The organism is Streptomyces sp. NPDC060049, from assembly GCF_042736715.1.
GTDB lineage: Bacteria > Actinomycetota > Actinomycetes > Streptomycetales > Streptomycetaceae > Streptomyces.
Genome location: NZ_JBHWVV010000029.1, coordinates 51,836 through 77,506, shown reverse-complemented (window position 1 = coordinate 77,506; position 25,671 = coordinate 51,836). Strand labels below are relative to the sequence as shown.

Annotated in this window: 17 protein-coding genes and 1 pseudogene; 12 read left to right on the top strand and 6 right to left on the bottom strand. The window is 70.3% G+C overall.

Annotation, left to right across the window (positions count from 1 at the left end):
- Positions 1–496 precede the first annotated feature (496 nt).
- From ACFWBY_RS35255 to ACFWBY_RS35245, 3 genes are all read left to right on the top strand, one after another.
- The gene (locus tag ACFWBY_RS35255) at positions 497–1,216 is read left to right on the top strand and encodes a DUF4232 domain-containing protein (RefSeq protein ID WP_385334896.1); all 720 of its coding nucleotides are present in this window, start codon (positions 497–499) and stop codon (positions 1,214–1,216) included.
- 181 nt (positions 1,217–1,397) lie between these two features.
- Positions 1,398–2,441: a hypothetical protein gene (locus ACFWBY_RS35250; protein ID WP_385334898.1), complete on the top strand. Its 1,044-nt coding sequence runs from the start codon at positions 1,398–1,400 to the stop codon at positions 2,439–2,441.
- 60 nt (positions 2,442–2,501) lie between these two features.
- Complete coding sequence (locus tag ACFWBY_RS35245) at positions 2,502–2,834, top strand: GYD domain-containing protein (RefSeq protein ID WP_385334900.1); 333 nt, start codon at positions 2,502–2,504, stop codon at positions 2,832–2,834.
- Positions 2,835–2,922: 88 nt separating this feature from the next.
- Here the strand turns inward: ACFWBY_RS35245 and bla are convergent, their stop codons facing one another.
- The gene (gene bla, locus ACFWBY_RS35240) at positions 2,923–3,837 is read right to left on the bottom strand and encodes a class A beta-lactamase (protein ID WP_385334902.1); all 915 of its coding nucleotides are present in this window, start codon (positions 3,835–3,837) and stop codon (positions 2,923–2,925) included.
- A gap of 98 nt (positions 3,838–3,935) precedes the next feature.
- Positions 3,936–4,934: a GlxA family transcriptional regulator gene (locus ACFWBY_RS35235; protein WP_385334904.1), complete on the bottom strand. Its 999-nt coding sequence runs from the start codon at positions 4,932–4,934 to the stop codon at positions 3,936–3,938.
- A 202-nt stretch (positions 4,935–5,136) separates the two neighbouring features.
- Here ACFWBY_RS35235 and ACFWBY_RS35230 point away from each other — a divergent pair, with 202 nt between their 5' ends.
- Together ACFWBY_RS35230 and ACFWBY_RS35225 are read left to right on the top strand one after the other, a co-directional pair.
- Positions 5,137–5,943: a S1 family peptidase gene (locus ACFWBY_RS35230; protein WP_385334906.1), complete on the top strand. Its 807-nt coding sequence runs from the start codon at positions 5,137–5,139 to the stop codon at positions 5,941–5,943.
- Between the two features lie 72 nt (positions 5,944–6,015).
- On the top strand, positions 6,016–6,984 hold the full coding sequence (locus tag ACFWBY_RS35225) for a GlxA family transcriptional regulator (RefSeq protein WP_385334908.1): 969 nt from the start codon (positions 6,016–6,018) through the stop codon (positions 6,982–6,984).
- 41 nt (positions 6,985–7,025) lie between these two features.
- Here ACFWBY_RS35225 and ACFWBY_RS35220 read toward each other — a convergent pair whose 3' ends face one another.
- Both ACFWBY_RS35220 and ACFWBY_RS35215 read right to left on the bottom strand, forming a co-directional pair.
- Positions 7,026–8,600, bottom strand: a complete 1,575-nt coding sequence (locus ACFWBY_RS35220) for a carbohydrate-binding protein (protein WP_385334910.1) — start codon at positions 8,598–8,600, stop codon at positions 7,026–7,028.
- 601 nt (positions 8,601–9,201) lie between these two features.
- Positions 9,202–10,362: an ALF repeat-containing protein gene (locus tag ACFWBY_RS35215; RefSeq protein WP_385334912.1), complete on the bottom strand. Its 1,161-nt coding sequence runs from the start codon at positions 10,360–10,362 to the stop codon at positions 9,202–9,204.
- Between the two features lie 525 nt (positions 10,363–10,887).
- On the opposite strand from ACFWBY_RS35215, the gene ACFWBY_RS35210 reads away from it, so the two are divergent.
- A complete protein-coding gene (locus ACFWBY_RS35210) occupies positions 10,888–16,662 on the top strand; it encodes an RHS repeat-associated core domain-containing protein (protein WP_385334914.1) in 5,775 nt (1,924 codons plus the stop codon).
- A gap of 207 nt (positions 16,663–16,869) precedes the next feature.
- Complete coding sequence (locus ACFWBY_RS35205; RefSeq protein ID WP_385334916.1) at positions 16,870–17,874, top strand: ArsR/SmtB family transcription factor; 1,005 nt, start codon at positions 16,870–16,872, stop codon at positions 17,872–17,874.
- Between the two features lie 33 nt (positions 17,875–17,907).
- On the opposite strand, the pseudogene ACFWBY_RS35200 reads toward ACFWBY_RS35205, so the two are convergent.
- A pseudogene (locus ACFWBY_RS35200) lies at positions 17,908–18,885 on the bottom strand (glycoside hydrolase family 26 protein); the annotation flags it as partial.
- Between the two features lie 260 nt (positions 18,886–19,145).
- Here ACFWBY_RS35200 and ACFWBY_RS35195 point away from each other — a divergent pair.
- The gene (locus ACFWBY_RS35195; RefSeq protein WP_385334918.1) at positions 19,146–20,264 is read left to right on the top strand and encodes a glycosyltransferase; all 1,119 of its coding nucleotides are present in this window, start codon (positions 19,146–19,148) and stop codon (positions 20,262–20,264) included.
- 646 nt (positions 20,265–20,910) lie between these two features.
- On the opposite strand, the gene ACFWBY_RS35190 is transcribed toward ACFWBY_RS35195, so the two are convergent.
- Positions 20,911–21,300: a VOC family protein gene (locus ACFWBY_RS35190; protein ID WP_385334920.1), complete on the bottom strand. Its 390-nt coding sequence runs from the start codon at positions 21,298–21,300 to the stop codon at positions 20,911–20,913.
- 239 nt (positions 21,301–21,539) lie between these two features.
- Here ACFWBY_RS35190 and ACFWBY_RS35185 point away from each other — a divergent pair, with 239 nt between their 5' ends.
- The 4 genes from ACFWBY_RS35185 (at position 21,540) to ACFWBY_RS35170 (ending at position 25,608) form a co-directional block, all read left to right on the top strand.
- Complete coding sequence (locus ACFWBY_RS35185) at positions 21,540–21,692, top strand: hypothetical protein (protein ID WP_385334922.1); 153 nt, start codon at positions 21,540–21,542, stop codon at positions 21,690–21,692.
- Positions 21,693–22,137: 445 nt separating this feature from the next.
- Positions 22,138–23,349, top strand: coding sequence for a lycopene cyclase family protein (locus ACFWBY_RS35180; protein ID WP_385334924.1), 1,212 nt, complete (start codon positions 22,138–22,140; stop codon positions 23,347–23,349).
- A 13-nt stretch (positions 23,350–23,362) separates the two neighbouring features.
- Positions 23,363–24,073 carry a class I SAM-dependent methyltransferase gene (locus ACFWBY_RS35175; protein WP_385334926.1) on the top strand — a complete coding sequence of 237 codons (711 nt, stop codon included), beginning with the start codon at positions 23,363–23,365 and terminating at the stop codon, positions 24,071–24,073.
- On the top strand, positions 24,070–25,608 hold the full coding sequence (locus tag ACFWBY_RS35170; protein WP_385334928.1) for an FAD-dependent oxidoreductase: 1,539 nt from the start codon (positions 24,070–24,072) through the stop codon (positions 25,606–25,608). The genes ACFWBY_RS35175 and ACFWBY_RS35170 overlap by 4 nt, the downstream gene beginning before the upstream one ends.
- The last annotated feature ends 63 nt before the right edge of the window (positions 25,609–25,671 follow it).

Here is a 25,671-nt window from a genome sequence, read left to right as displayed (position 1 = left end):
CCGAAAGCAACGAAATCGCTCCGTGTTGCCCAACCTGGACATCTCGGTAACTCTCCCTTGTAAGGGACACACGTCAAAGCCGCATTGACCCTCGGCCGCGGCAGGTCCGCTCGATGCCCGGAAGCACAAGGGCCGCGGCGTCCGCCCCTACCGGCGCCCGGCTTCTCCGCGACCCGTCACCCCTGAGCCGAACGGGTTCACGACCCCGTAACAACCACCATCGCGATCACTTCGAACAGACTGACGCGCAGCGTCCTGGTGCACGGCTGTCCGTCCCCGCGGAGCCGTCGACGCTACGACGACCGAGGCCCCGCACGTCCGCAGCGTCCCGGCCGGTGCGCATGCGGTTCGGCCGGTGCGCATGCGGGTTCCACGACGGAACCGTGACCGCCGCATACGCGAGCTGTAACGGTCCTCGCGGCGGCGTGAATCCGAAGCCGGCGCGGGCATCCTGTCCAGACCGATCCCAGCACGTCAGCAGCCACGGGGGCTCGTGATGCGCACCTTCCTCAAGACCACCCACATCCGCAGGCTCGGCGTCCTCGGCCTCGCCGCCGCCGCGCTCCTGGCCGCCACGGCTTGCGAGCCGAGCGACGACAAGGCGGGCGCCACCCCGCCGCCGAAGTCCTCCACCTCCCCTCCCGCGTCGCCCTCCGTCTCCGCGTCCGCGCCGGGCGGCCCCTCGGCTTCCGCGCCGTCCACGGCCAAACCCTCCGCGTCCTTGGCCGCGCCGGGCCGTCCCGGCGAGGCCGAGGGCGACCCCCAGGGCATCGACGGAAACTGCCCCGACGACTCCACCGACGTCAAGGTGGAGTGGGCCGTGCCGCCCACCAAGGACGACTCGAAGCTCCTGCTGACCATCACCAACACCGGCACCAAGCCGTGCACGCTCCGGACCTTTCCCGTCCTCCGGCTGGAGGACGGCCACGGCCGGCTCGTGGCGGTCTTCGAAAACTCCAAGCCGCGAACGGAGGTGACCCTGGCCCCCGGCAAGGAGGCGTACGCGGGTCTACTGCTGCGCCAGGCCGGTAAGGACGTCAGCACCCTCGTGAAGAACATGGCGCTCGCGCCGCACGGCCAGAGCCCCGACCACAACACGGGCGAGGGTGTGCTCCTCGAGATGCCGAAGGGCGGCGTGTACGTGGACGACAAAGCCCGCGTGACGTACTGGAACAGCAGCTCGGAGGCCGCCGTGTCGCCGCTCTTCGCCCACTGACGGGGCCGCCCGACCGCGGACGCACCCACCTTCGGGACGGAGGTGGGTGCGTCGTCCTCTCCATCGCCTGCGGTCCCGCGCGAGCGGCAGAGCGCCGGGGCCGGAACGTGCCTACGCTGGAGGAGGCTCACAGGGAAAACAGCGGCCGCCGCCTCGCAGAGCGCTCAGATGAGGTGCACCCATGGCGATCAAGCACATATCGGAAATGCGGTCGAGTCATCGTGTTCCCGCGATCGCGACCGTTTCCGCCATCGCAGCCGTGTGTCTGCCGTCCGGGTACTCCGCGTACACCGATTCCGACGAGCGAGCGCCGCACACGACGGTCATTCCGGTTGCTGTCGGCTCACGCGACGATTCCTGTCGGACGTCGCTCCCGGACAGTTTCTGGCGCGCACCTGTGGATGCGCTTCCCGTGCACCCGAACTCTTCCCGGTACGTCTCCTCGATCGGTGCCACGGAGCCGCTTCACCCGGACTTCGGGTCCGGACTCGCCGATGGCGAGCCTTTCGGCATTCCCATCACCGTTTCGGACGCGACGGTACCGGAATCGAAAGTCACCCTGGACATCGCCGAGGAAAGCGACCCGTCCGGGTACCGGATTCCACCCACCGCCAAGATCGAGAACGGTCCGGCGAGCGACGGCGACCGACACGTCGTCGTATGGGACCGCGCGCTGTGCAAGTCCTACGAGCTCTGGAACGCGCGACAGGAAGGTGACCGTGCCTGGCAGGCCGGCTCGGGCGCGGTCTTCGACCTGCGGACCCACACGCTACGGCCCGACGGGTGGACGTCGGCCGATGCGGCCGGACTTGCCATACTCCCCGGCCTGGTGCGCTATGACGAGGCGGCGGCCGGGCGCGTCGACCACGCGATCCGCATCACCGTGCCCCGCTCGGACCAGAGCTACATCTGGCCCGCGCGGCACGAGGCGGGCGCCGCGGCGGACGAGTCGCTTCCTCCCATGGGGCTGCGACTGCGGCTCAAGAGCTCGGTGGACACCTCGAAGCTGGCCCCGCAGGCCAAGGCCGTGGCCGAGGCGCTCAAGAAGTACGGCGCCATCGTCGCGGACAACGGCTCGGCCTGGTTCATCACCGGAGAAGAGCACCCCGGTTGGGACAATGCTCAGCTCGACGCGCTCAAGGGGTTCCACGGATCGGACTTCGAGGCGGTCGACACGTCCGGACTCCAGCAGTCGCCGGACTCGGGGGCCGTCGCGCCGCAGTAGCCCGGCGGGACTCGGCCGCAGGCTCGGTGAGAGCGACTCCGCAAACGAAAGGGAGACACGATGACGCTCTACCTCTCGAAGTTCAGCTACACGCCGGAGACCTGGGCGCGGTTGATCGGCCACCCCGAGGACCGTTCGGAAGCCGCCCGGTCGTACATCGAGTCCGTCGGGGGGAAACTCCACGGATTCTGGTACGCCTTCGGCACGCACGACGGCTACAACCTCTGGGAAGCTCCGGACAACGTGTCCATGGCCGCGGTGGCTCTGGCGATCAGTGGCGGTGGCGCGCTCAGCTCGTTCGAGACGACCGTTCTGCTCGGCATCGACGAAACGATGGACGCTCTGCGCAGAGCCGAGCAAATCCAGTACCGGGCTCCGGGCGTGCAGCGTTGAGCAAGCCCGGGCACCGGTCGGCAGCACCCGCCGTGCCGGGCGCAGCACTCGAAAGTGGCTGCGACCGGCACGTGTACGTGGGCGCCTGCTAGCCGAGTGCCGCCGCCAGCAGTGCGGCGGTCTTGGCCACCAGCGGGTTGTCGGCCGGGGCATCCTCCTCGGCCTTGGCCGTCAGGACGGCCATCACGATCGGTGCGCCGTCCGGCGGCCAGGTGATGCCCGCGTCGTTGTTGCCGCCGTACCTTCCGCCGCCGGTCTTGTCGGCGAGGATCCAGTCCGCGGGAAGGCCGGCGCGGAACCTGTCGCCGCTGGTCGTGTTGGCGAGCAGCCAGCCGGTGAGCCGCTCCCGGTCCGGTGGTGCGAGCGCGTCACCGAGGGTGAGGCGCGCGTAGGTGCGGCCGATGGCGCGGGGGGTGGTGGTGTCGGTCACGCGCCATGGTTCCGCCGAGTTGAGTTCCGGCTCCCATCGGTCGAGCCGGGTCCTGCCGTCCCCGATCGAGCGGCAGAAGCGGGTGATGGCGGCCGGTCCCCCCAGCTCGCGGAGCAGCAGGTTCGCGGCGGCGTTGTCGCTGTAGCAGATGGCTGCTTCGCACAATTGGGCGACGGTCATGCCGTTCTCGAGGTTCTCGGCTTTGCCGGTGCGCGGGGAGTAGCCCGACTTCGTCACGTACTCCGCGGTGTAGCGGATGCGCCGGGCCAGGAACTCGCCGTCGTGGTCGAGGTCGCGCAGTACGGCCGCGACGGCGACCGTTTTGAACACCGAGCACATCGGAAAGCGTTCGTCCGCGCGGTACGCCACCGTCCTGCCGGTGCGCATGTTGCGGGCGAACACGCCCAGGCGGGCGGAGTGCTGCTGCTCGAGCTCCCTCAGCCGGGAGGTGATGCCGTCCGGGGCGGGTAAGGCATGTGCCGTTCCGCCGAGGGGCAGGGTGGCGCAGAGTGCGGCGCCGGCTCCGAGAGCGAGTGCGGTGCGGCGGGATGGGCGAGGTCCTGTGGTGCGCAAGGCGTGCTCCTTCTGAGGCGGTCGGTCGTGACGTACGTCAACATGGTGACAGCCGGGCTGGTTTCGCCGCGGATGCGACGGCCGGCAGGCGGAGCCCGTCAGGGGCGGCCGGCCTCGTCCCGGTCGGCCCAGGTGAGGGCTGCGGCGAGGGAGCGGAAAGCGGTGCGGTAGATGACGGGGGTGGTGTGGGTGGACCGGTGGAAGTGGTGCCGCAGGTTCGCGGGGGTACCGAGGCCGGTGCGGGCGGCGATGCGCTCGACGGGGTCGTCGGTGCGTTCCAGGAGCCGCTGAGCGAGCTGGATACGGGCGCGGAGCAGGTACTGGAGCGGACTGATCCCGGTCTCGGTGCGGAAGCGCCGGGTCAGGGTGCGTGTGCCGAGCCCGGCGCGGTCGGCGATCGCGGCGAGGGTCAGGGGCTGTTCGAGGTTGGCCTCCATCCACCGGACCACCTCTTCGAGGCTGCCGTCCGAGGGGGCGAGGGCCGTCGCGGAGACGTCGCCGGTGGGGTCGTCGGCCGGGGCCTGGAGCTGGAGGAACGCCTGTCTCTCGGTTTCGATGACCACGGATTCGCCATGGTCGAGAGTGATCAGGCGGAGACAGAGGTCGAGGCCTCCCAGCACGCCGGCCGCACTGAAGAAGGGGCCGTGCGCCACGACCGCGCCGTCGGGGTCGACCTCGATCCGGGGGTGCAGGCGCGCCAGCTCCCCGGTGTGCCGGCGGCTGGTGGCGGCGCGGCGTCCGTCGAGCAGACCGGTGGCGGCGAGGACGAACGTGCCCGTACCGACCGCACCGATGCGGCTGCCCCGTGCGGCGGCGGCGCGCAGGGCGTCGGCCACGGCGGGTGCGGGCTCGTCGCGGAAGTCCGCGCAGCCGGGGAGCAGGACGGTGTCGGCGTCTTCCAGCCCCTCCAGGCCCCACGGCGTCTCGATACGGAAGGGAGCCGCGCCCCCCGTGCTCTCGAAGCCCGGCGCGAGGCAGATCCGCACGTCGTAGTCGACCCACGGGTGGTGCCTGGCAGCGGCGGCGAACGTCAGTCCGGGGGTGGTGAGCTGGTGCCCCGGAACTCCGTCGAGCGCCAGGACGGCGATCAGTGACATGTCCCGAATTTAGCCGAGGGTGACATCCGAGCGGCTGTTTCGGTGCGGGGCCCGGCCCGGAGGATGGGGATCAGCACGGAGTCGGGGCGTGAGGGGCCGCCCGGTCCGTGCCGATTCCTGTGCCCCTGCCGAGAGGACCGACATGCGCCTTACCCCTGTTCACCGCCCGATCCCCGATCCCCGTTCCCCGGGCCGTCGCGGCATGACGCTGCGCGCCGCGGCCGCGGCCGGTGCGGCCGCCGTACTCGGCATGACACTCATGGCCGGCAGTGCCGGCGCCATCGTCAACGGTGGCGATTCCACGGAGCGTTACTCCTTCATGGCGTCCATCCCCTTGTCCGCCACCCTGGAGGACGGGGTGGTGCTGAAGGCCCCCTGCGGGGCGACGCTGATCGACCGGCAGTGGGTGCTCACGGCCGGTCACTGTGTGGACCCGGCGCTGGGGGTGACCCCTGACGGCGTGGTCCGTGTCGGCAGCGAGCACCGCACGTCCGGCGGTACCGTTCGCAAGATCGACAAGATCGTCATGCACCCGGGCTACGCCCAGGGCGAGGCCGGCGCTCCCAACCGCGACGACCTCGCTCTGGTGCGCCTCGACCGCCCCGTCGCCCAGAAGCCCATCAGGATCGCGAAGCAGGCGGGGCCCGTGGGCACCCCCACGCGGATCCTCGGCTTCGGTACGGTCGTCGGCGCCGATTCCCCGACGGACTGGGTGTTCCCCGAGCGGCTCCAGCAGCTGGATACCCGTAGGGGATCCGAGGCCGAGTGCTTCGATCGTGCCGGGGAGACCCGGCTGTGCACGGTGAGCCCCAAGCCGAATGCCATGGCCTGCAACGGGGACTCCGGCGGCCCTCAGGTGCAGCGCGCCAGGAACGGCCGCTGGGAACTCGTGGGTACGACGTCGGGTGACGGTGACAACGACCCGACCTGCTCCACGGGGCCGGGCCTCTACACCAACGTGCCGGTGTACGCGGACTGGATCCGCAAGACGATCCGCCAGTCCGGCTGACACGGCGGGCGGTCTGGGAGCGGGCACACGGGCTGAAGGTGGCATTCGCGCCGGTCTGGCTATATTCCTGACGTGTCAGTCATCGCTGTCCTCGCGCTCGACGGGGTTCCCGGCTCCCACCTCACCACCCCCGGCATGGTGTTCGGAGCCGCGTCCCGTGACCATCCGGGGGTGGAGTACGAGGTGAGGCTCTGCGCCGCCCCCGGTCTCCGGACGGTCTGTTCGCCCGGTCCGGTGCCCGTCGGGCTTCCATGGGGCCTGGAAGGGTTCCAAGGTGCGGATGTCGTCCTGGTCGCCGGGCACCCCGGGTACCGCGACGGGCCGCCGTCATCCGTGCACGACGCGCTGCGCACGGCAGCGAGCCGGGGAATCCGGCTCGCTGCCGTCGGAACCGGCGTCTTCACCCTCGCGGCGACCGGGCTGCTGGACGGGCGCCGCGCGACAACCGGCTGGCGGCACACCGGGGAACTCGGGGCACGCCATCCGCGGATCGAGGTCGACCCGCTCGGCGCCGTGGTCGAGGACGGCCCCTTCCTCACGGCTGCGGGGATCTTCGGTGGGCTGGACGTCTGTCTGCACGTTCTCCGTGGAGACCACGGTGCGCGAGTGGCGGGAGAGACCGCCCGAGAGCTGATCACACCACTGCAACTCGACGCGGACAGGGTCCAGGACACCATCGAACAGGAGATCATGGACAGCGCGGGGCTCGAACCGACCCTCCGCTGGCTGGAGACCCGGCTCGACCTGGCCGTGACCCTCCCGGACATGGCCGCGCACGCACGGACGAGCCCGAGCAGCCTCACCCGTCGCTTCCGCGCCCATACCGGTCGCACCCCCCTCCAGTACCTACTCCACGCGCGTCTCTCAGAGGCCCAGCGGCTGCTCCGCGAGACCGGCATGTCCGTTGAGGAGATCGCCGCCCGCACCGGCTTCAGCTCATCGGCCGTCCTACGCCGTCACTTCCGCTCCCTGACCGGCGCCACGCCCCGCGCCTACCGCCAGACCCATCGCGGCGAGCGCACTCGACGCGGACGGGAATAGCCGGAGCGGTCTGTTCCGGCGCAGCGCGGTCAGCTGCGCGGTCAGGGCGCGATCCGGCTGCCGCCGTAGGTCACCACGAGGCGGCCGTCCGAGGCGAAGGACCAGCGCATGACCCCGGAGTAGGAGGTGCAGCGGGAACCGTTCGAGCCGGCCCAGAACTGGTTCGAGCTGTCGGCATCGCCGACGGCCTTGTCGTTCGAGCCGCTGCCGACGCGGCAGGAGACGTTGTTGCGGAACACCGAAGTACCGGCGTCGAACGAGTAGTTGCGCTGGGCGTTGGAGGTGCTGATGTTGTCGGACATCGTCATCGTGCCGGGGTTCCTGTTGTAGGTGAACCCGTGCTTGCCGTTCTCGTGGGCGATGCTGCGCCGGATGACGTGGTTGACCGGGATGTCCTCGCCGCCGAGCTTGTAGCCGTTGCGGTCGCCGTTGGAGTTCACGGTGCCGTCGCTGAGCGTGCCGTTGCGGTAGGAGAGCGAGTCCTCGATGGTCACCGCGCCGATCGGTCCGGTATCGGTCTTGGTGTAGAGGTCCCAGCCGTCGTCGATGTTGTTGTGGGCAACGGCGTAGCGGAAGACGTTGCCGGGGCCGACCGTGAGCTTGGCGGCGAAGCCGTCGGCGTCCTCGCCGTCGGAGTCGGCGTTGTCGTGCGACTCCGCGCTCAGGATGAGGTTGTTGGACGGCCACTGCTCGCGTGGCGTGCCGGCGGCCGTGCGGGAGAGCTGTAGCCCCGAGTCACGGTTGAAGCGGGTCACCGTGCGCTCGATGATGTTGTTGCTGCCGCCGATGAAGATCCCGTTGTCGCCGGCGCGTTCGACGATGACGCCGTTGACGTGCCAGTAGGAGCCGTTCACGGCGAGCCCGCGGTTGGCCGGGTCCTCGGCCATGGCCGCGAAGCTCAGCACCGGGATCTCACCCGGGTAGGCCGACAGCTTCTTCCGGGCGTTCGCGGTGCCGTTGTTGCCCGCCTCGATGGTGACGGTCTGCGCGTGGTGGTAGGTCCCGCCCCGCAGGTAGACCGTGCCGCCGGCCCCGACCCGGGTGATCGCCGAGACGAGGGTGGTCGGGTCCGACACCGTGCCGGCCGCACCGTCCCGGCCGTTCGGTGCCACGTACAGCGCGGAGACCGAAGGCGGCGGAGTGGTGCCGGTCGTTTCGACATCGAGGTGGTCGAGGTTGGGAAGGCCGGCGGAGGTGGTCGGACTGAACCGGATGGTGTTGCTGCCCGCGTTCACGGGGACCGTTAACGTCTTCGTCGTCCAGCCGGTCCACGTACCGGTGCTCTCGAACGGGGCCGAGGCGACCTGGGAGCCGTTCACGGAGACGCTCGCCGGCCTGACGCCCGTGGTGCCGTTGGCGAAGCGGACCTGGAGCGTGGCCGTGCCGGCGGCGGTGGCGTTCACGGTGAACTGGGCGTGGGCGCCGGTCGCGTTGGCGCCGTTGCAGAATCCGCTGCCGGAGTAGCCGGCCCAGTCGGAGTCGATGCTGCCGGTACAGACCGCCGGGGAACTCTCGGCCTCGTAGCGGGTCGAGGCGGCCTGAGCCGGGGGGCCGGTCAGCGCGACGAGGGTGCCGGCCAGCAGGCCGGCGGACGCGATGGCTGCTCTCAAATGCATCGTTCGTCTCCAGGTGGGTGGGTTCGTGCGACCAGGGGGCTGGTGTGGCCGGGAACTGCCTGCGGACCCGCGGAGCGGGCAGACAGAGACGTGACAAGCGCCGGGTTCACGGATATGAACGGCAGTGGGACGCCACAGTCCGGCAGGACTGTGGTTTCGTCGGACCCTAGAGGGCAGGTCATGAGCACGTCAATGGACCTATACGCGAATCCTGTTCATGGATATGAACAGTTCACGGCCCCCAGCCGGGAGATCTCCAGGTCAGCACGCCGCATCAGCAGCGCAAGATTTTCGCGGGCGGAAGTAAGTCCGGACACCGCTTTTGACGACAGCCCGCGCCCGGTGGCGTTGCCTCGGCGGGTGCGGTCGGCCGGTCGTTTCACACCGGTCACGAGGGGGGGTTCCGACCGGCGGTAGGTCTCGAGCATGACGAAGACCCCCGGCGGTGAGAGCTGTTCGGCAACTCACCGCACGGGGGCCTTCGTGTCCGGCGTTCATGTCCGTGAAGGAGTTCCTCCACCAGGATCGCCGCCGCCCCCGGCCCCGCCCGCGTCGCGGGGAGACCGGGACCGGCCCTGCCGCACGAGGCGGCGGAGCCGGATCAGCTCGCGGAGGAGGCCCGACGCATCCGCGCCGCGAGCAGCAGGCCTGCGCCGGCGACGAGTGCAGTGCCCGCACCGCCCGCGATCAGAGCCGAGTCACCCGCGCCGGTGGCGGCGAGGGAACCGCTGCCGCCCTGGGCGGTGACGGTGGTGTTGCCCGTGCCGGTCCCCGGGTTGGCACCCGCGCCGGAGCCCGAACCGGTGCCGGGGGTGTTCTGGTCCGACTTGCCCTTGTCCTGGTCCTTGTTCTTGTCCTTCTCCTGCTCGGCCTTCTTGTCCTTGGCGCGCGCCTCGTGCTGTCCCGTCTTCAGGAACTCGGTGCGGTCGGCGGCAGTGCCCGCCAGCGCGGCGCGGCCGGCCTTGACCAGTTCCGGTCCCCCGCCGTCGATGATGCTCGCGATCGCGACGCGGTTGTCCTGGTCGCGCAGCTCGTACTGGGTCACCTCGAGGAAACGGCGCAGCTCGGCCGGGGTCGCGGAACCGTTGAGGAGCTTGCTGATCGCCCCGCTCAGGATCGGGCCGTCCCAGCCTTCGTCGATGCGGGCGAGCTCGACCCGGTCGTCGGAGGCCTGCGCGAGGTACCGTCCCGTGGCCAGGAAGGCGACGCGGTCGGCGGGAGTGCCGTTCAGCGCGGCGACGCCCGCCTTCACCAGCCCCGGCCCCCCGCCGTCGATGATCTGCGCGATCCGGACACGGTTGTCCTGGTCGCGCAGCTGGTGCTGAGTGACCTCGTAGAAGTGGCGCAGCTGCTCGAGAGTCGCCTTGTCGTTCCCGAAGAGTGCGTTGATGCCTTCCTTCAGGCCGGGGCCGGCATCGTTCAGCAGACGGGTGATGAGCACCCGGTAGTCGTCGAGGCGGATCTTGTGCTGGTCGGTCTCGATGAACTTGCGCATGGCCGCGGGGCCGTCGGCTATGGCCTTGCGGCCGGCTTCCTTCATGTACTCGCTGGCCATCGGGTCGGCGATGATCGCGAGGATGGTCTTGCGGTCCTGCTCCGCCTGGCCGTCGTCGGCAGGGCCCGTCGACGCCTGGTCGGGTGCGGTCGGAGCCGTCGGATTGGTGGACGTGGCGGCCTCATGGCCGGCGGCGAAGGCCGGTGACGCGATGAGGACGACAGGAGCCAGCGCAGCGGTGGTGACCGCCGCTGCGATACGGGACAACTTCACAGACAAAACCCCCTGGAAAATGTTCTTACGCGGTACAAGACTCACCGGCTGCGCCGATGGTTGTACGGCGCATCGAGAACGCGAGCAGGAGTGAGCCGGGGCTGCTCCGGGCGGCACGCGCAGCCACTGCGACAGACCTCTGACCCGGAGAGCACGTCTGCCGCGGTGAGCGGGAGGACGGGAGCGAGAAGGGTTCCGAGTGCGCGCGGCACTGGCGCACCGGCTTCGCGGCGGCAGAGCGGAACCCGAGTGGGCATCACCACTGCTATGGGACAAGCCGATCCGGAATGATCCCTTTGCGGACACCTGGGTGTGCTTCCAGCGGGTCAACTGTGATCAAGAGGGCTCTTGCACTACCCCTCCGGGGCATGTTGGCTGCGAATTTACCTTTCTTTTCATTCCCGTGGGGGGTTTGCCGTGTTGAAGAAGACGGACCTGATGTCCGAATTGTTCGGGAGTGATCGTTTTCAGAGGAAACGATCACTTAGGACCTCGATCGTCGGGGCGGCATCGGCCGCCTTGACCGTTTCCCTCCTCACCGGGCCCGCGTGGGCCGGACCCGCCGTGTCCAAGCCCCGCGATGTTCAGAAGACGGCATCCGTCAAGGGCCAGGACCTCAAGGCGAACGCCCGCAAGGCCGCTGCGAAGGAACCGGGTTGGAAGCCCGCACCGGTCGGCTGGCCCGCAGCCGGCACCGCCGAGGTCACCCTGCCCGCCGCTTCACCGCCGGCGAAGGCGAACACCGCCGCCCCCGTGCAGGCCGGCTCGCTGCCCGTGCGCGTCGCACCGACCGCCCCGGCCCCTTCGGCCGTCGGCGCCGGATCCGCGGCATCCGGCAAGGACGCCCAGCCGGGCCCGTCCCGGATCCGGGTCACGGTCGCCGACCACAAGGCCACCCAGCAGGCCGGAATCACCGGCCTGCTGCTGTCCGTTCAGCGCTCCGACGGCTCCACGGGAGCCGCGACCGCGCAGGTCGAAGTCGACTACGCCAAGATCAAGGATGCTTACGGCGCGAACTGGGCCTCCTCGCTGCGGCTCAGCCGGCTGCCCGCCTGTGCGCTGACGACACCCTCGAAGCCCGAGTGCCTCAAGGCCACCCCCCTGCCCACGCGGAACGACGCGAAGGCGTCCACGCTCACCGCGTCCGTGGACCTGCCGGCGGCCGGAGAGCCGTCGCCTCTCCTCAAGTCGGCGCCCAGCGCGCTGGCCGCTCCCGCGGGCGGTATGACGGTTCTGACCGCGGAGGCTTCCGCCGACGGCTCGGAGGGGTCTTTCAAGGCCACTTCCCTCGCGCCGTCCGGTTCGTGGTCGGCGGGCGGGAACTCCGGCTCGTTCGGCTGGAACATGCCGGTCGCGGCGCCTCCGGCGCCCGGCGGCCTCAGCCCGAAGGTGGGCCTGTCCTACAGCTCTTCCTCGGTTGACGGGCGGACGGGCTCGACGAACAACCAGGCCTCGTGGGTCGGTGAGGGCTGGGAGTACAACCCGGGCTTCATCGAACGCACGTACGTCTCTTGTGAGAACGACAAGAATGGCGGCAACAACACCGCCAAGACCGGCGACCTGTGCTGGAAGTCGGAGAACGCGACGATGTCGCTGAACGGCTCCAGCTCGGAGCTGCTCTGGGACGCCGGCAAGGGCGTGTGGAAGCTGTCGAACGACGACGGCTCCCGCGTGGAGCGGATCTACGACTCGCCCGGAAACGGTTCGGGAGACAGTGACTCCGAGTACTGGCGGGTCACCACCACGGACGGCACGCAATACTGGTTCGGCAAGAACCGCCTGCCCGGCTGGACGACCGGCAAGGAGGAGACGGGCTCGGTCAACTGGGTGCCCGTCTTCGGCAACCACCCGGGCGAGCCGGGTCACGGAGCGGACTTCGCGTCCTCCAGCGTGACCCAGGGCTGGCGGTGGAACCTCGACTACGTCGTCGACCCGCACAACAACGCCATGGCCCTCTACTACACCAAGTACGGGAACTACTACGCGAAGAACGGGAAGATCGACGCCTCGGCGCTCTACACCCGTGACAGCACCCTGAAGAAGATCTCCTACGGCCTGCGCGCCGGCCAGGTCTACACCCCGGCGCCGGCTCCGGCACAGGTCAACTTCACCGTCAGCAACCGCTGCACCGCGGCCACTTGTACTTTGGACGCCGCCCACGCCACCGACTGGCCCGACGTCCCCGTATACCTGGACTGCAAGTCCGGCGCGCAGTGCCTGCAGGGCTCGCCGTCCTTCTGGTCGACCAAGCGACTGACGGCCATCCACACCGTCGCCTTCTCCGGCGGCGCGCACGTGCCCGTGGACTCCTGGACGCTCGCCCAGTCCTACCCGGCGACCGGTGACACCACCAAGCCGGCCCTGTGGCTCGACTCCGTCCAGCACATCGCCAAGGCCGGCGCCCTCACCGACGCGCCCCCGCTCACGACCACGTTCGCCGGCACGCCCATGGCCAACCGGGTCGACGGGGCCGAGGGCAGACCACCGATCAACAAGCGGCGCATCACCCAGATCACCGGCGAGACCGGCAGCAGCACCCTGGTCACCTACCACTCCACGAACTGCACCCCGACCAGCCTTCCCACCGCCGACGACACCAACACCAAGCGCTGCTACCCCTCCTGGTGGACCCGCGACGGAGCCGTGGAGGAAGTCAAGGACTACTTCCACAAGTACCTGGTCGCCAAGGTCATAGAGGCAGACACGACCGCCGGCACCGGCTCCCCCTCCAAGACCACCACCTACACCTACTCCGGCGGCCCGAACTGGGCACGCGACGAGAGTGAATTCACCCTCGACAAGCACCGCACCTGGGGCGACTTCCGCGGCTACCGCACCGTCCGCACCCTGACCGGCACCACCAACCGGCTCAAGAGCGAAACCGACTACTACCTCGGCATGGCCGGCGACAAACTCGCCAACGGCCAACCGCGCACGGTCGCGGCCATCAACGGCGTCACCGACCGCCGCGACTTCGCCGGCAAGGTCTCGGAAACCCGCGCCTACGACGGCGAAGCCGGCGCCGCGGTCGAGAAGACCACCCACACTCCGTGGGTGTCGGGCGGCAACGCCTCCCAGCCGGTCACGGGTATCACCGATCCGGACACCCCTGGCGCGGCCGGGCCGGTACTGGCCTCCAAGGTGGCCCGGTTCCCCGGAACCGCCACCTCCGTCACCAGCAAGCTCCTCGCCAACGGAACCTGGCAGCAGAACACCACGGCCCGGACCTACGACAAGACCTACGGCCTGCTCCTGGCCGAAGGCAACGACGGGGCGAACACGACCGAGGCCACCTGCACGGTCACCCAGTACGCGGCACCCGATACGGCGAACTGGTTGATCGCCTACCCGAGCCAGGTCACCTCCACGACCGCCAAGCCGTGCACGAGGACCATCTCCGCCCCAGCCGTGACCGGCGCCGGCCGGACCTCCTACGACGGCCAGGCCCCGGGCACTGCGCCCAAGGCCGGTCTGGCCCTCGCCATCAAGACCGAGCAGGCGTCCAAGGTGGACGCGAACGGCCGGCTCGTCTGGGAGACCACCGGCCAGACCACGCACGACCAGTTCGGGCGCGCCCTGACCTCCAAGGGGCAGGACGGGCAGACCACGGTGACGGCCTACACGCCGGCCGCCGATGCCCAGCCGACCAGGATCACCGTCACAGACCCCAAGGGCCACACCACCACCAGCACCTACGACGGCCTGCGCGGCCTGGTCCTGACCACCACCGACGCGAACAACCGCACCACCACATCGCGGTACGACGCCCTCGGCCGCCTTGTCAAGGGCTGGGCCACCGGGCGTCCGACGACCCAGCAGCCCAACATCACCCACACGTACAAACTGTCCGCCACCGCCCCGTCCACCGTCACCACGAAGAAGCTCTACGAAGACGGCTTCTGGGGCACCTCGGTCACCTTCTACGACTCCCTGCTGCGCCTCCGCCAGACCCAGAGCGACGCCATCGGCATCACCGGGCGGGTCATCACCGACACGTACTACGACGACTACGGGCGCGTCCTGCGGACCAATGCCCCCTTCTACAACGACAAATCGGCCGGCACGACGATGCTCGTCGTCCCCGACAACCAGATCCCCAGCGCCGTCGAAACACGCTACGACGGACGCGGCCGCGTCACCGACTCGATCCAGCTGTCCGTGAACACGGAGAAGTGGCGCACCACCACCACGTACGGGCCCGACTGGCAGGCCGTCCTCCCGCCCCAGGGCGCGACCGCCACTCTGACGGTCACCGACGCCCGCGGCCGCGCCGTCGAACGCCGCGACCACAAGGACCGCACGCCCGTCATCGGCGCGGCGGCCACCCAGTACGAGAAGCACACCTACGCCTACGACCGCGCCGGCCGGCCGGCGACGATGTCCGACAACTCAGGGCGCAACTCCTGGACCTACAGCTACGACCTGCGGGGACGCCAGACCGAGGGCAACGACCCCGACAAGGGCAAGACCACCACCGTCTACGGCGCCGACGGCCGTCCCCAGAGCGCCACCGACGCGCGGAACGTCACCCTCGCCACCACGTATGACGAACTCGGCCGTCCGACAAGCCTGCACAAGGGCACAGTCACCGGCACCAAGCTCGCCGACTGGACCTACGACACCGCCGCCGGCGGCAAGGGTCTACCCGCAACCACCACCCGCTACGACGGCACAGCCGCCTACACCAGCACCGTCACCGGCTACGACACCGGTGGTCGGCCGACAGGTACCAAGGTCACCATCCCCACGGTCGCGGGCGAAGAGAAGCTCGCCGGCACCTACACCGTCGACAGCACTGCGACCCCGGTGAGCGGGCTGCCCGCCACAACCGCTTACAGCACCACCAACAGCAACGCCACGACCGCCCTGCCTGCCGAGACGGTCACCAACAACTACGGCAAGCAGGACAAGCTGGCGGTCATCGACGGCACCCTCTCCCAGGTCTACCTGCGCGGCGCCGCCTACACACCCTTCGGCGAGCTCGCTCAGGCGAGCATGGGCAACCTGGGCACGCTGGTCTACAACTCGGTGTGGTACGACTCCCTGACCCGGCGGGTGATGAGGTCGAAAATCGACCGGGAAGCCTCCGGGCCGATGACGCTGTCGAGCATCACCTACAGCTACGACCCCGCGGGCAACATCACCCGGATCACCGACCAGCAGGACGACGCCAAGGTCAAGGACGACCAGTGCTTCACCTACGACTGGGCGCGCCGGACGACTGAGGCCTGGACCTCGGGAGACGACTGCACCACGAAGCCCGTCAACGGCGCCGGCACCCCTGCCCTGGGCGGCGTCGACCCGTACTGGACGAGTTGGACGTTCACCGACACCGGGCAGCGCGCGACGGAGAAGCAGCACAAGGCCGGACCGGTCACCGCGGACACCACCCGCACCCACACCTACCCCACCGGTACCGCTCCCGGCCACGAACTCCTGAAGGTGACCGCCACAGGCGGTACCACCGGGACCGACACCTTCGGCTACGACACCGCCGGAAACCTCACCACCAAGGACACCGCCACCGCGGCCGCCCAGACCTTGACGTGGAACGACGAAGGTAGAATTGCCACCTCCACCATCTCCGGCAACACCACATCATTCCTCTACGACACGGCCGGCACCCGGATCCTCAAGCGTGATCCGGCGACGACCACGCTCTACCTCCCCGGCGGCCAGGAACTCATCCTGACCAAGGCCACCAACACCGTCACCGGCAACCGCTACTACACCGTCCCCGGCGGTTCGGCCATCCGCTCCAGCAGCGACAACCGCGTCCGCCTCCTCGTCTCCGACCACCACGGCACCAACACCCTCTCCATCAGCGCCACCAGCCTCACCTACAACCGCCGCAAATCCCTCCCCTACGGCGCCCAACGCGGCGCACCACCAGCGTTCTGGCCCGGCCAGAAGGGATTCGTCGGCGGCGACACCGACACCACCACCGGCTTCACCCACATCGGCGCCCGCGAATACGACCCGACCACCAGCCAGTTCATCAGCGTCGACCCGCTGCCGAGCCTCGACCGCCCACAGTCCCTCAACGGCTACAACTACGCCGACAACAACCCCAGCACCTCATCCGACCCCACGGGCGAGGGCCAGATGCGCGGCCCCCTCGCACACTTCAACGCAAACACCCCGAAGACGGCGCCTCCACAGGCGATCTGCGTGAGGGATGTGCGGGGCGCCGGGTGTGAGGTGTCCTCGCCCCGCCAGGCGGGGGCCCTGACAGGTGCGGGCGACTGCATCTCGTCGAACACGACGTGCAGAAGCCGGGAGTTCGTCGGCTGACCTCCGTGGTGCGGCCGCGCAGTGACAGCAGTGGCCGCACCACGGCGTGAGCGTGTGTGATCGTGCGGCGGTTCGACGCCGAGGCCCGCACATCGAGCTCGTCAATGAGCCTTGGCTGAAATATCTCCTGGACGGAGCCTCCCGCAGGGCACAGACTACGGTGGGCGATCAAGTGGCAAGAGGGCGGACAGCGATGGGGGACGCTCGGTGCTGCGCATTCATTTCACTGCCGAGGACCTGGCCCGGACCCGGGTGGCCGCGACGATCGGCGCGGCCGCGGAAACCATGTACGGCCTGAGGCTGCTGCGTGACTGTGCCGCCAACGCTCTGCCCTTTCGTCCCTGGGGGGCAGCGGTCCGCGGGCGGCTGGACGCGAAGGCCCGGCCGTTCACGAGCCTGCTGGCCAAGGGCGGCCCGGACATCGACCTGACCGTGCTCATGGGTGACACGCCGTCCGTCGAGGAGGGCATCGACAACCTGCTGCGGGCATCACCCGCCCTGATGCGGACCGAGCTCGAACACATCGACTTCCATCCTTCGCAGCTGCCGTGGGCCCGGAGTCTGGCGGCGGGCGATCCCGAAGCCCTCCGGGACTTCGCCGCGGGGCTGGCCGCCTGCAACGAGGCGATCATCGCTCCCTACTGGAACAGGGCGAGATCCCACATGGAGGGCGTACGGGGGACCTTCGCGCGCACACTGCTCGACGGCGGGGTCGAACGCCTGCTGGAGGGGATGTGCGTCCCGTTGGTGCGGTGGCGGGCGCCCGTGCTGGAGGTGCGCTACCACCGGCACGTCGAAGTCCACCTCGGGGGGCGCGGCCTCGTCATCGCGCCGACGGTCTTCCTGTGGCGGGACCCGGCACTGCTGTGGGACTCGCAGGACGCCACCTCGGCGCCCACGCTCGCCATTCCCACCATCGGTGACGCCGAGACCGGCGCCGCACTGTGGGGTGCCCCGCGAGCCGCCGACCAGTCACTGGGCGCACTGCTGGGGCGTACGCGGGCCGCGGCACTGAAGGTGGCCACCGAAGGGTGCAGCACGACCGAGCTGGCGCGACGCCTGAACGTGTCGATCGCGGCGGCGAGCGAGCACGCGACGGTACTGCGCAACGCCAAGCTGATCACCACCAGCCGGCGCGGCAAATCCGTGGTGCACACCGTCACGCCGCTCGGCACCGAACTCCTGGGGAACGCGCTCACCGAACACGAGTGATCTCGGCCTCGTCGTCTACAGGCCGTGTCTGGTGGACAGGAAATCTCGGAAGACCCGTGCGGAGCGCGGATTCTGGCTGCACTGCCACACGCCGTGCGGGCAGTAGTCGGTGATGCTCTGGTAGAGCGGCTTGTGCCTGGCGATCCATGCCAGCATGCGCCGCATGTAATCGGGGTTGTCGCCGTTGCGGAACAGCCCCCATTCGGGGTAAGAGATCCGCTTGCCGTGCTCGTTCGCGAAGTCGACCTGCTGCTGGAGTCCGTAGGGCTGGTTGACCTGCTCGTCGAACGTGCGGCCCGGCTCCTGGTCGTAGGAGTCCATGCCGATGATGTCGACCACGTCGTCGCCGGGGTAGCACCTGGTCCAGGCGATCGCGTCACCGCCGCGGTTGGGGGCGAAGTCGAAACGGAACCGCTGCCCTTCCACCGAGCGCATGGCATCCACGATGCGCCGCCAGTACCTCTTCCAGTTCTCGGGGTCGGGCCGGCACCGGTGGGTGTAGTTGAAGCCGTTCATCTCCCAGCCGAGCACGATCACCGTATCCGGCACTCCGAGCCCGACCAGGCGCTCGGCCAGCCGCCGGAAGTGGTGGTCGTACGCGCCCTGCGCCCCGGAGCGGAGCAACTCGGCGATCCGGTCGTCGGGGACGCCTGCCTCGTTGCGCTCCAGCATGGGCACGTTCAGGACGAACAGCCGATCGGCTCGCGCCCTGCGCCACCGTGCCCAGGTGCGCAGGGAATCGGGCGCCCCCTCGATGTTCGTCCAGGTGTCGCCGGGCAGGTAGGTGTGTCCGGCGCGCAGCTCGGTGCCCCCGAGCCAGTGCGAGAGTTCGTGCATCCTGTCGACGCCGGGTGAGCCGTAGTGGAGGTAGGCACCCACTGCGACCTCGCTCCCGGCGCCTCTGCCGGATGACCGGTGCGGGGGCGTGGCGAAGGCGCCCCCGGTGGCGAGCAGGACGGCAGCGACCGTACTCGCGCACCCGCCCGCCAGCCGGCGGCCTCGATGGGACATGGCGTCTCCCCAGGCTTGGCGAATCGATGTGTCTGGCAGCGACGTTAGGCATCTCATCCGACTTTCGCCTGTCCGGTGTCCTGATGCTGGGCCATTCGCAGCGGCCGACTGGCTTCGCTTGATCTGATCGGGTGAACGTCACCGTCCGTGCGAGCCCCACAGATCGGCCGAAATTCGATCATCTCGGCGGAACCTGCCGCAGCAGCAACTTCGTTCGAGGTCTGTAAGAGGAATCAAGTCGCTCCACCAGGGAGTACACCGTGCGCATTTTGTTCACCGGCCCCGCTGCGGCGGGCCACCTGTTCCCGATGGTGCCGACGGCCCAGGCACTCCAAGCCGCCGGGCACCAGGTGCTGTTCGCCGGTTCGGCCCCGCTCGACCAGATGGGGCAGACCGGCCTGCCCACCGTCGAGATCGGCGACGGCTCGACGCTCATGGAAGCCTTCAGGCGCGCCTCGGACGGCGCCGATCCGCAGTTCATCACGGACGGGAAGAGCCTGGAGGACACCCAGCGGCTGGCGGCGGCCGGTTTCGCCGAACACGGCCGGGTCACCATCGACGACCTGCTCGCGGTCGCCACCGCGTGGCGACCGGACGTCATCGTCCACGCCGCCTTCCAGGCCGCCGCACCGCTGGTCTCGGCGGCACTGGGCATACCCGCCGTCGTGCACAACTTCGGCGTGATGTCCGGCTTCGGCATGGTCGGCATGCTCGCCGACCTCCTGGAGGACGAATACCGGGCCCGCGAGGTCGAAGGCCCGGCCACCCGTACGGTCCTCGACGTCGTACCCGCCTCCCTCGGCGGCGACGGCACCGGCTGGCGGGTCCGCTACGTGCCGTACAACGGCGGTGGCACGGTGCCCCGCGATCTCATATCCCGTGGCTCCCGGCCCCGGATCGCCGTCACCCTCGGAACGGTGGTGACGGCGTACGCCGGTGTCGACCCGGTCGCCCGGGTGATCGCCGAGGCCGCCTCCGTGGACGCCGATTTCCTGCTCGCCGTCGGGGACACCGACCTGAGCCCGCTCGGCACCCTTCCCGCCAATGTCCGTTCCCTGCCCTGGGTGCCACTGGCCCAGCTGCTGGACACCTCCGACGCGATCGTGCACCACGGCGGCTCCGGGACCATGCTCACCGCTGCCGCACGGGGCGTCCCCCAGCTGATCCTCCCGCAGGGCGCCGACCACTTCATCAACGTCGATGCCGCGACGGGCCTCGGCTTCGCGCTCCGCGCGAGTGGAGCCGACGTGGACGCCGCCCTGCTCGACCGCCTCCTGACCGACGACGACCTCCGCAAGGCCGCCACGACCGTCCAGACCGACATCACCTCACTCCCCTCCCCCACCGACCTCGTCGCCTCCTTCGAAGCCCTCAGGTAGCACGGGCGCCAGGACCGGCCCCCGTCAGGAGACGGCCACTGCCTGCCGGGGGTGAGCGCATCGCCGATTACACCTGTGCGGGTGAAAACTTCATGATTGTCCACTCGACGCACCCCGGGGCGAGCCATGGTCTCCGCAAGGACCGTGACTCACGAAGGGACCGCACCAGTGCTTTTGAGGCGTATCGGAACGATTCTGGGCACAGCCGCTCTGAGCATGCTGACCATCCCGGCCGACGCTCACGCCGCGGCCGTCGCTTGCGGTGGGGGGACGTCGACCGGCCGTGTCGCCGTCAATGGGTGCATCAGTGCCCAGCGGGGGTCTGCGGGCCGGTTCCCCACTCGTGACATCACGGCGCACATCAAGGCCCGCAATACGGGCTCACGAGGACTCAACGTCTCCTACGAGGCGTTCTTCCGTGTCGTCAAGGGTGGCCACTGGGAGAAGATCGGCAGCGGTCGCACTTACGTCCGGGCGGGCGAGGCCGCCGGCCCTGTCGAAGTGGGAAGCACGACCCGAGTGTGCGGCCCTGTGAAGGTCGAGATCCGAGTGCACGCTCGGGCCGACGGCGCTGCCTGGAGCGGCTGGTCCACCGCGTCCACGAAACAGTGCCAGACGTGAGGCCTCTTCGACGCGGTCGCCGGTGTCAGCTCGGCGCTGGTTCCTCGAGCACGGAGAGGACGTTGCCCGCGGGGTCCTTGAACCACGCGATGGACGGCATGCCGTCCTCCTCGCTGACGACGATGCCCTTCTCGTTCGTTTCGAAGCCCTCGTACCGCTCGAACCGGACGCCACGCGTCGTGAGCTGGTCGACGGCCGCCTCGATGTCGTCCACGGGGAAGTTGAGGAGGGTGAAGCCGGCGGGCTGGTGATCGTCCTTCGGGTAGATCAGGACCGTGGTGTCCCCCGCGAGGTGCAGGAACAGCATGCCCTTGTCCTCGGAGACGCGAAGACCGAGCGTTTCGCCGTAGAACTCCTTGGCCCTGCCCAGGTCGTCGACCGAGAATCCGCTGAATGCCTTGGCGCCTTCCAACATGGCCACTCCTTCACCGTCCGACACGTGCGAGAGCCCCCTTCCCATGCTCCTCTCGGGCCCCGCCGCCGTCGACCGGTGGCCCCGCCGCGGGCCGTGTGATCCGTCGGCACAGGCACTGCCCTGCCCCTGTGAGGGGGAGCCGAATCCACATCCCCGCACATCCGGGGCCCCTTCACCCGCCCGCGCCCACTTCGCACGGCATCCGCATGAACGACGGCCCGACGGTCAAGGCTTCCGTCATGCCGGAAGATCCAGACGACCTGATCGAATCGATCGTCTCCGCGGTCCGCCGCGGCGACGACCGCCGCATCAACCTGCTCGTCCACCGCCTCACGACCGTCGCCGACCTTCCCGTGCTCATACGCCTGCGCCACCGACTCCAGACACACTGAAGCCAAGCCCCACCCGGCCCCGAAGCGGACGGCCGACGGAACCCGAGCGGCTCCCGGGCTTCGGCGTCAGGAGGCGAAGCGGGTCACGTCGGTGATCCGGCACGTGACGGGGGCGTCGACCTGCGTCAGCTCTGGGCCCGGTCGCGGGCGACCTGCGCGGGGGCCAGGCGGGAGACGGCGGTGGAGGCTTCGGCGAGGCGCTCGCCCGACGGCCCTGGCCGCGGCGGCGGGGGCCGCCAGCCTCCACCGGGAGGGGGTTGTTGACCAGGAGGGATCACCATTGCCTTCACCTCTGTCGAACGGCTACCTCCACGGTGCTCCCGAACAGGGGTACCGGCACGTCGACGGGCAGACGCCACGGCAGGCTGTTTAACTGCACCCTTCGGGATGTCCGGGTGCGGACGCGGACGGCCGGCGCGCAGTGCGCAGGGAGGTGGGCCGCGGGGTGGGCTGGGACGCTGACGTGACGGTGGTCGGGGCCGGGGCGGCCGGACTGTCGCTGGCGGCCGGGCTCGCGGAGCCCCGGCCCGGGAGGAGGCCCGCGCCGCGCGTGGTCGTGGTCGAGGCTCCGCCCGGTCCACTGCGTTCACCCGACCGGACCTGGTGCTACTGGGAGGCGGGCGAGGGACCGTACGACGGTCTGCTCACGGCGAGTTGGAACCGGCTGCGCGTGTACGCGCGGGACGGCGCGGTGATCGACGGATCTCTGGGGCCGCTGCGGTACAAAATGCTCAGGTCGCACCGGTTCGAGGAGGCCATGTCGCGGCGGCTCGACGCGTACGGGGTCGACGTACGACGGTTGACGGTGGAGTCGGCACGCGACGCCGGTGACGAGGCGGTCGTCCGCGGGAGCGACGCGTCGGGGGCGCCCGCGGCGCTCCGGTCGGGGCTGGTCTTCGACTCGCGGCCGCTCCAGGAGCTGCCGGCCGCCAGGACCACGCTGCTCCAGCACTTCCGGGGGTGGTTCGTGCGCACCGCCCGACCGGCCTTCGACCCCGGCGCGGCGGTCCTGATGGACTTTCGCCTCCCGCAGCCGCCCCGCGGGCTGGCCTTCGGCTACGTGCTGCCGTCGAGCCGGTACGAGGCATTGGTCGAGTACACGGAGTTCTCCCCTGCCGCCCTCGACCAGGCGGCCTACGAGCGTGCCCTGAGCCACTACTGCGCGTCCGTCCTCTCGCTCGGCGACTACACGGTGCGGGAGCGGGAACAGGGGGTCATCGCGATGAGCGACGGACGCTTCCCCCGCCGCACCGGTGACCGCGTCTTCCTCATCGGGGCCGCCGGCGGGGCCACCCGCCCGTCGACCGGCTACACCTTCGCCGCGATCCAGCGCCAGAGCCGTCACTTCGCCGAAGCGGTGCGGGCGGGGCGCTCGCCCGCCCGGGTGCCCGCCGTGCACGGGCGCAGGGCACGGGCGATGGACGCGGTGCTGCTGCGCGCCCTGGACACCGGTCGCGTGGACGGCGGGCAGTTCTTCGCGCGCCTCTTCTCGTCGGTGCCGGCCGAGCGGGTCCTGCGGTTCCTGGACGGCGCGACGTCGCCCTGGGAGGACTTCGGCATCGGTCTGCGCACGCCCGTCATCCCCATGCTGCGGTCACTGCTGGAACTGCCGCTGCTTCCCCGATCCGTCCCGGCCCACCGGCCGGGGCACGGATGAAAGGCTGCCTGCCATGTCCGTGTTGCGCGACGACGACCTGTCGAACGCCTTCGATCATGCCGCCGGACGTTACGACCTGCTGGTCGCGGCGAGTCCCGGCTACCACGGGCATCTGCGCCGCTCGGCCCGCCGGCTGGGTCTGCCGGACGCGGGCCGCGGCACCCGCGTCCTGGACCTCGGCTGCGGCACCGGTGCTTCGACGGCCGCGTTGCTGTCGGCCGCGGGTGGGGCCGACATCACGGCGGTGGACGCCTCACAGGGCATGCTCGCGCGGGCGGCGAGCAAGAAGTGGCCCAGCAGCGTCCGTTTCGTCCGGGCTTCGGCGGACCGGCTCCGGGCGGCCGGTGTCGAGGGGCCGTTCGACGCCGTCTTCGCCGCGTACCTCTTCCGCAACGTCACCGATCCCGGTCTGACGCTGTCGGCGGTGCGCGCCGCGATGGCGCCGGGCGCCCGCATCGCCGTGCACGAGTACGCGCTCAGTGGCAGGCCGGTGCACCGTGCCGTGTGGACGGCCGTGTGCCGGACGGTGATCATGCCCCTGGGCCGGGCCGGCGGGGACGCGGGGCTGTACGAACACCTGTGGCGCAGCGTGCTCGACTTCGACACCGCCGAGGAGTTCGCGGCGCGGATGCGCGCCGCAGGCTTCTCGGAGGTGCGCGTGTTGCCGATGCCGGGGTGGCAGACGGGGATCACCCACACGTTCGTCGGGCGGGTCGCCGCGTGAGGGGGCCCTATCCGGGCCGGGACCGCAGGGCCCGGCGCGTCGATGCCGGGGGCGGGCGGGCACGCCTCGACGGGGACGGGCCGCACGTGGCCGTGGTGGGCGGGGGCATCGCCGGTCTGTCGGCGGCCACGGTGCTTGCCGAGCGCGGTGTGCGCGTCACTCTGTACGAGCGGGACGCGCAGCTCGGCGGCCGGCTGGCGGGGTGGCGGACGCGGCTGGCCGACGGGTCCGAGGCCACGATGAGCCGGGGCTTCCATGCGTTCTTCCGGCAGTACTACAACCTGCGCGCACTGCTGCGTCGCACCGATCCGGGCCTGCACGGCCTGACGGGTCTGCCGGACTATCCGCTGCGCCACCGGGACGGCGGTCAGGACAGTTTCGCGCGGGTTCCCCGCACGCCTCCGCTGAGCGCCCTCGGATTCGTCGCCCGGAGCCCGTCCTTCGGCTGGCGGGATCTGGGGCGGATGAACCCGCGGGCCGCCCTGCCGCTGTTGGACGTCGGTGTTCCTGGTGTGTACGAGCAGCTCGACGGGGTCAGCGCCCGCGAGTTCCTGGCCGCGATCCGCTTCCCCGAGGCGGCGCACCATCTGGCCTTCGAGGTGTTCTCGCGCAGCTTCTTCGCCGACCCGGCGACGCTGTCGGCGGCGGAGCTGGTCCTGATGTTCCACATCTACTTCCTCGGCTCCAGCGAGGGGTTGCTGTTCGACGTGCCGCGCGAGCCGTTCCCGCAGGCCCTGTGGGACCCGCTGGCCCGGTACCTGGACGGCCTGGGCGTGGAGATCCGTACGGGTTCGGCCGTGGGCGAGGTGCGCCCCGTCGGCGAGGAGCGGGTGACGGTCGTCGCGGGAGCGGGCGGCGAACACTATGACGGGGTCGTGCTGGCCCTGGACACGGGCGGGCTGCGAGCAGTGGTCGCCTCGTCCCCCGAGCTGGTGGACCCGGCGTGGCGCGCGCGGATCGCCGGGCTGTGCACGGCTCCCGCGTTCCTGGTGTCGCGGCTGTGGCTGTCGCGGCGGGTCGCGGGCGCACGGCACGGGTTCCTCGGCACCAGCGGCTACGACGGCCTCGACAACGTGAGCGTCCTGGACCGGTGGGAGGGCGAGGCGCACCGCTGGGCCCTGCGGACCGGGGGCTCGGTGGTGGAGTTGCACGGCTACGCGGTCGATCCGGCGGAGCGGCGCCCGGACGTGGAGGAGCGGCTGGTGCGCCGGCTGCGGGAGGTGTACCCGGAGACGGCGGACGCGGAGGTCGTCGACACCCGGCACGAGTGGCGCGCGGACTGCCCGCTGTTCACCGTCGGCGGCTACCGGGACCGCCCGGGGGTGCGTACGGGTGACGCGCGCGTGGTGGTCGCCGGCGACCTGGTGCGTACGGGGTTGCCGGTCGCGCTGATGGAACGGGCGGCCACCAGCGGGTTCCTCGCCGCCAACGCCCAACTGGAGCGGTGGGGCGTGCGGGGCGAGACGCTGTGGACGGTGCCGGAGCGCGGCCGGTCCGCCGCGGCCCGGGCACTGGCGGGGCTGGGCCGGCGCTGATCCCCGCCGGGCGCCGTTTCGGTCGCCTCAGCCCGCTCGGAGGGCTCAGTCGCCTCAGCGGTC

Bases quoted from the DNA above. Each gene is read 5' to 3' on its own strand.
- ACFWBY_RS35185 (WP_385334922.1), top strand. From the start codon at position 21,540: ATGCCGGAAGATCCAGACGACCTGATCGAATCGATCGTCTCCGCGGTC.
- ACFWBY_RS35250 (WP_385334898.1), top strand. From the start codon at position 1,398: ATGGCGATCAAGCACATATCGGAAATGCGGTCGAGTCATCGTGTTCCC.
- ACFWBY_RS35245 (WP_385334900.1), top strand. From the start codon at position 2,502: ATGACGCTCTACCTCTCGAAGTTCAGCTACACGCCGGAGACCTGGGCG.
- ACFWBY_RS35230 (WP_385334906.1), top strand. From the start codon at position 5,137: ATGACGCTGCGCGCCGCGGCCGCGGCCGGTGCGGCCGCCGTACTCGGC.
- ACFWBY_RS35190 (WP_385334920.1), bottom strand. From the start codon at position 21,300: ATGTTGGAAGGCGCCAAGGCATTCAGCGGATTCTCGGTCGACGACCTG.
- ACFWBY_RS35175 (WP_385334926.1), top strand. From the start codon at position 23,363: ATGTCCGTGTTGCGCGACGACGACCTGTCGAACGCCTTCGATCATGCC.
- ACFWBY_RS35255 (WP_385334896.1), top strand. From the start codon at position 497: ATGCGCACCTTCCTCAAGACCACCCACATCCGCAGGCTCGGCGTCCTC.
- ACFWBY_RS35220 (WP_385334910.1), bottom strand. From the start codon at position 8,600: ATGCATTTGAGAGCAGCCATCGCGTCCGCCGGCCTGCTGGCCGGCACC.
- ACFWBY_RS35235 (WP_385334904.1), bottom strand. From the start codon at position 4,934: ATGTCACTGATCGCCGTCCTGGCGCTCGACGGAGTTCCGGGGCACCAG.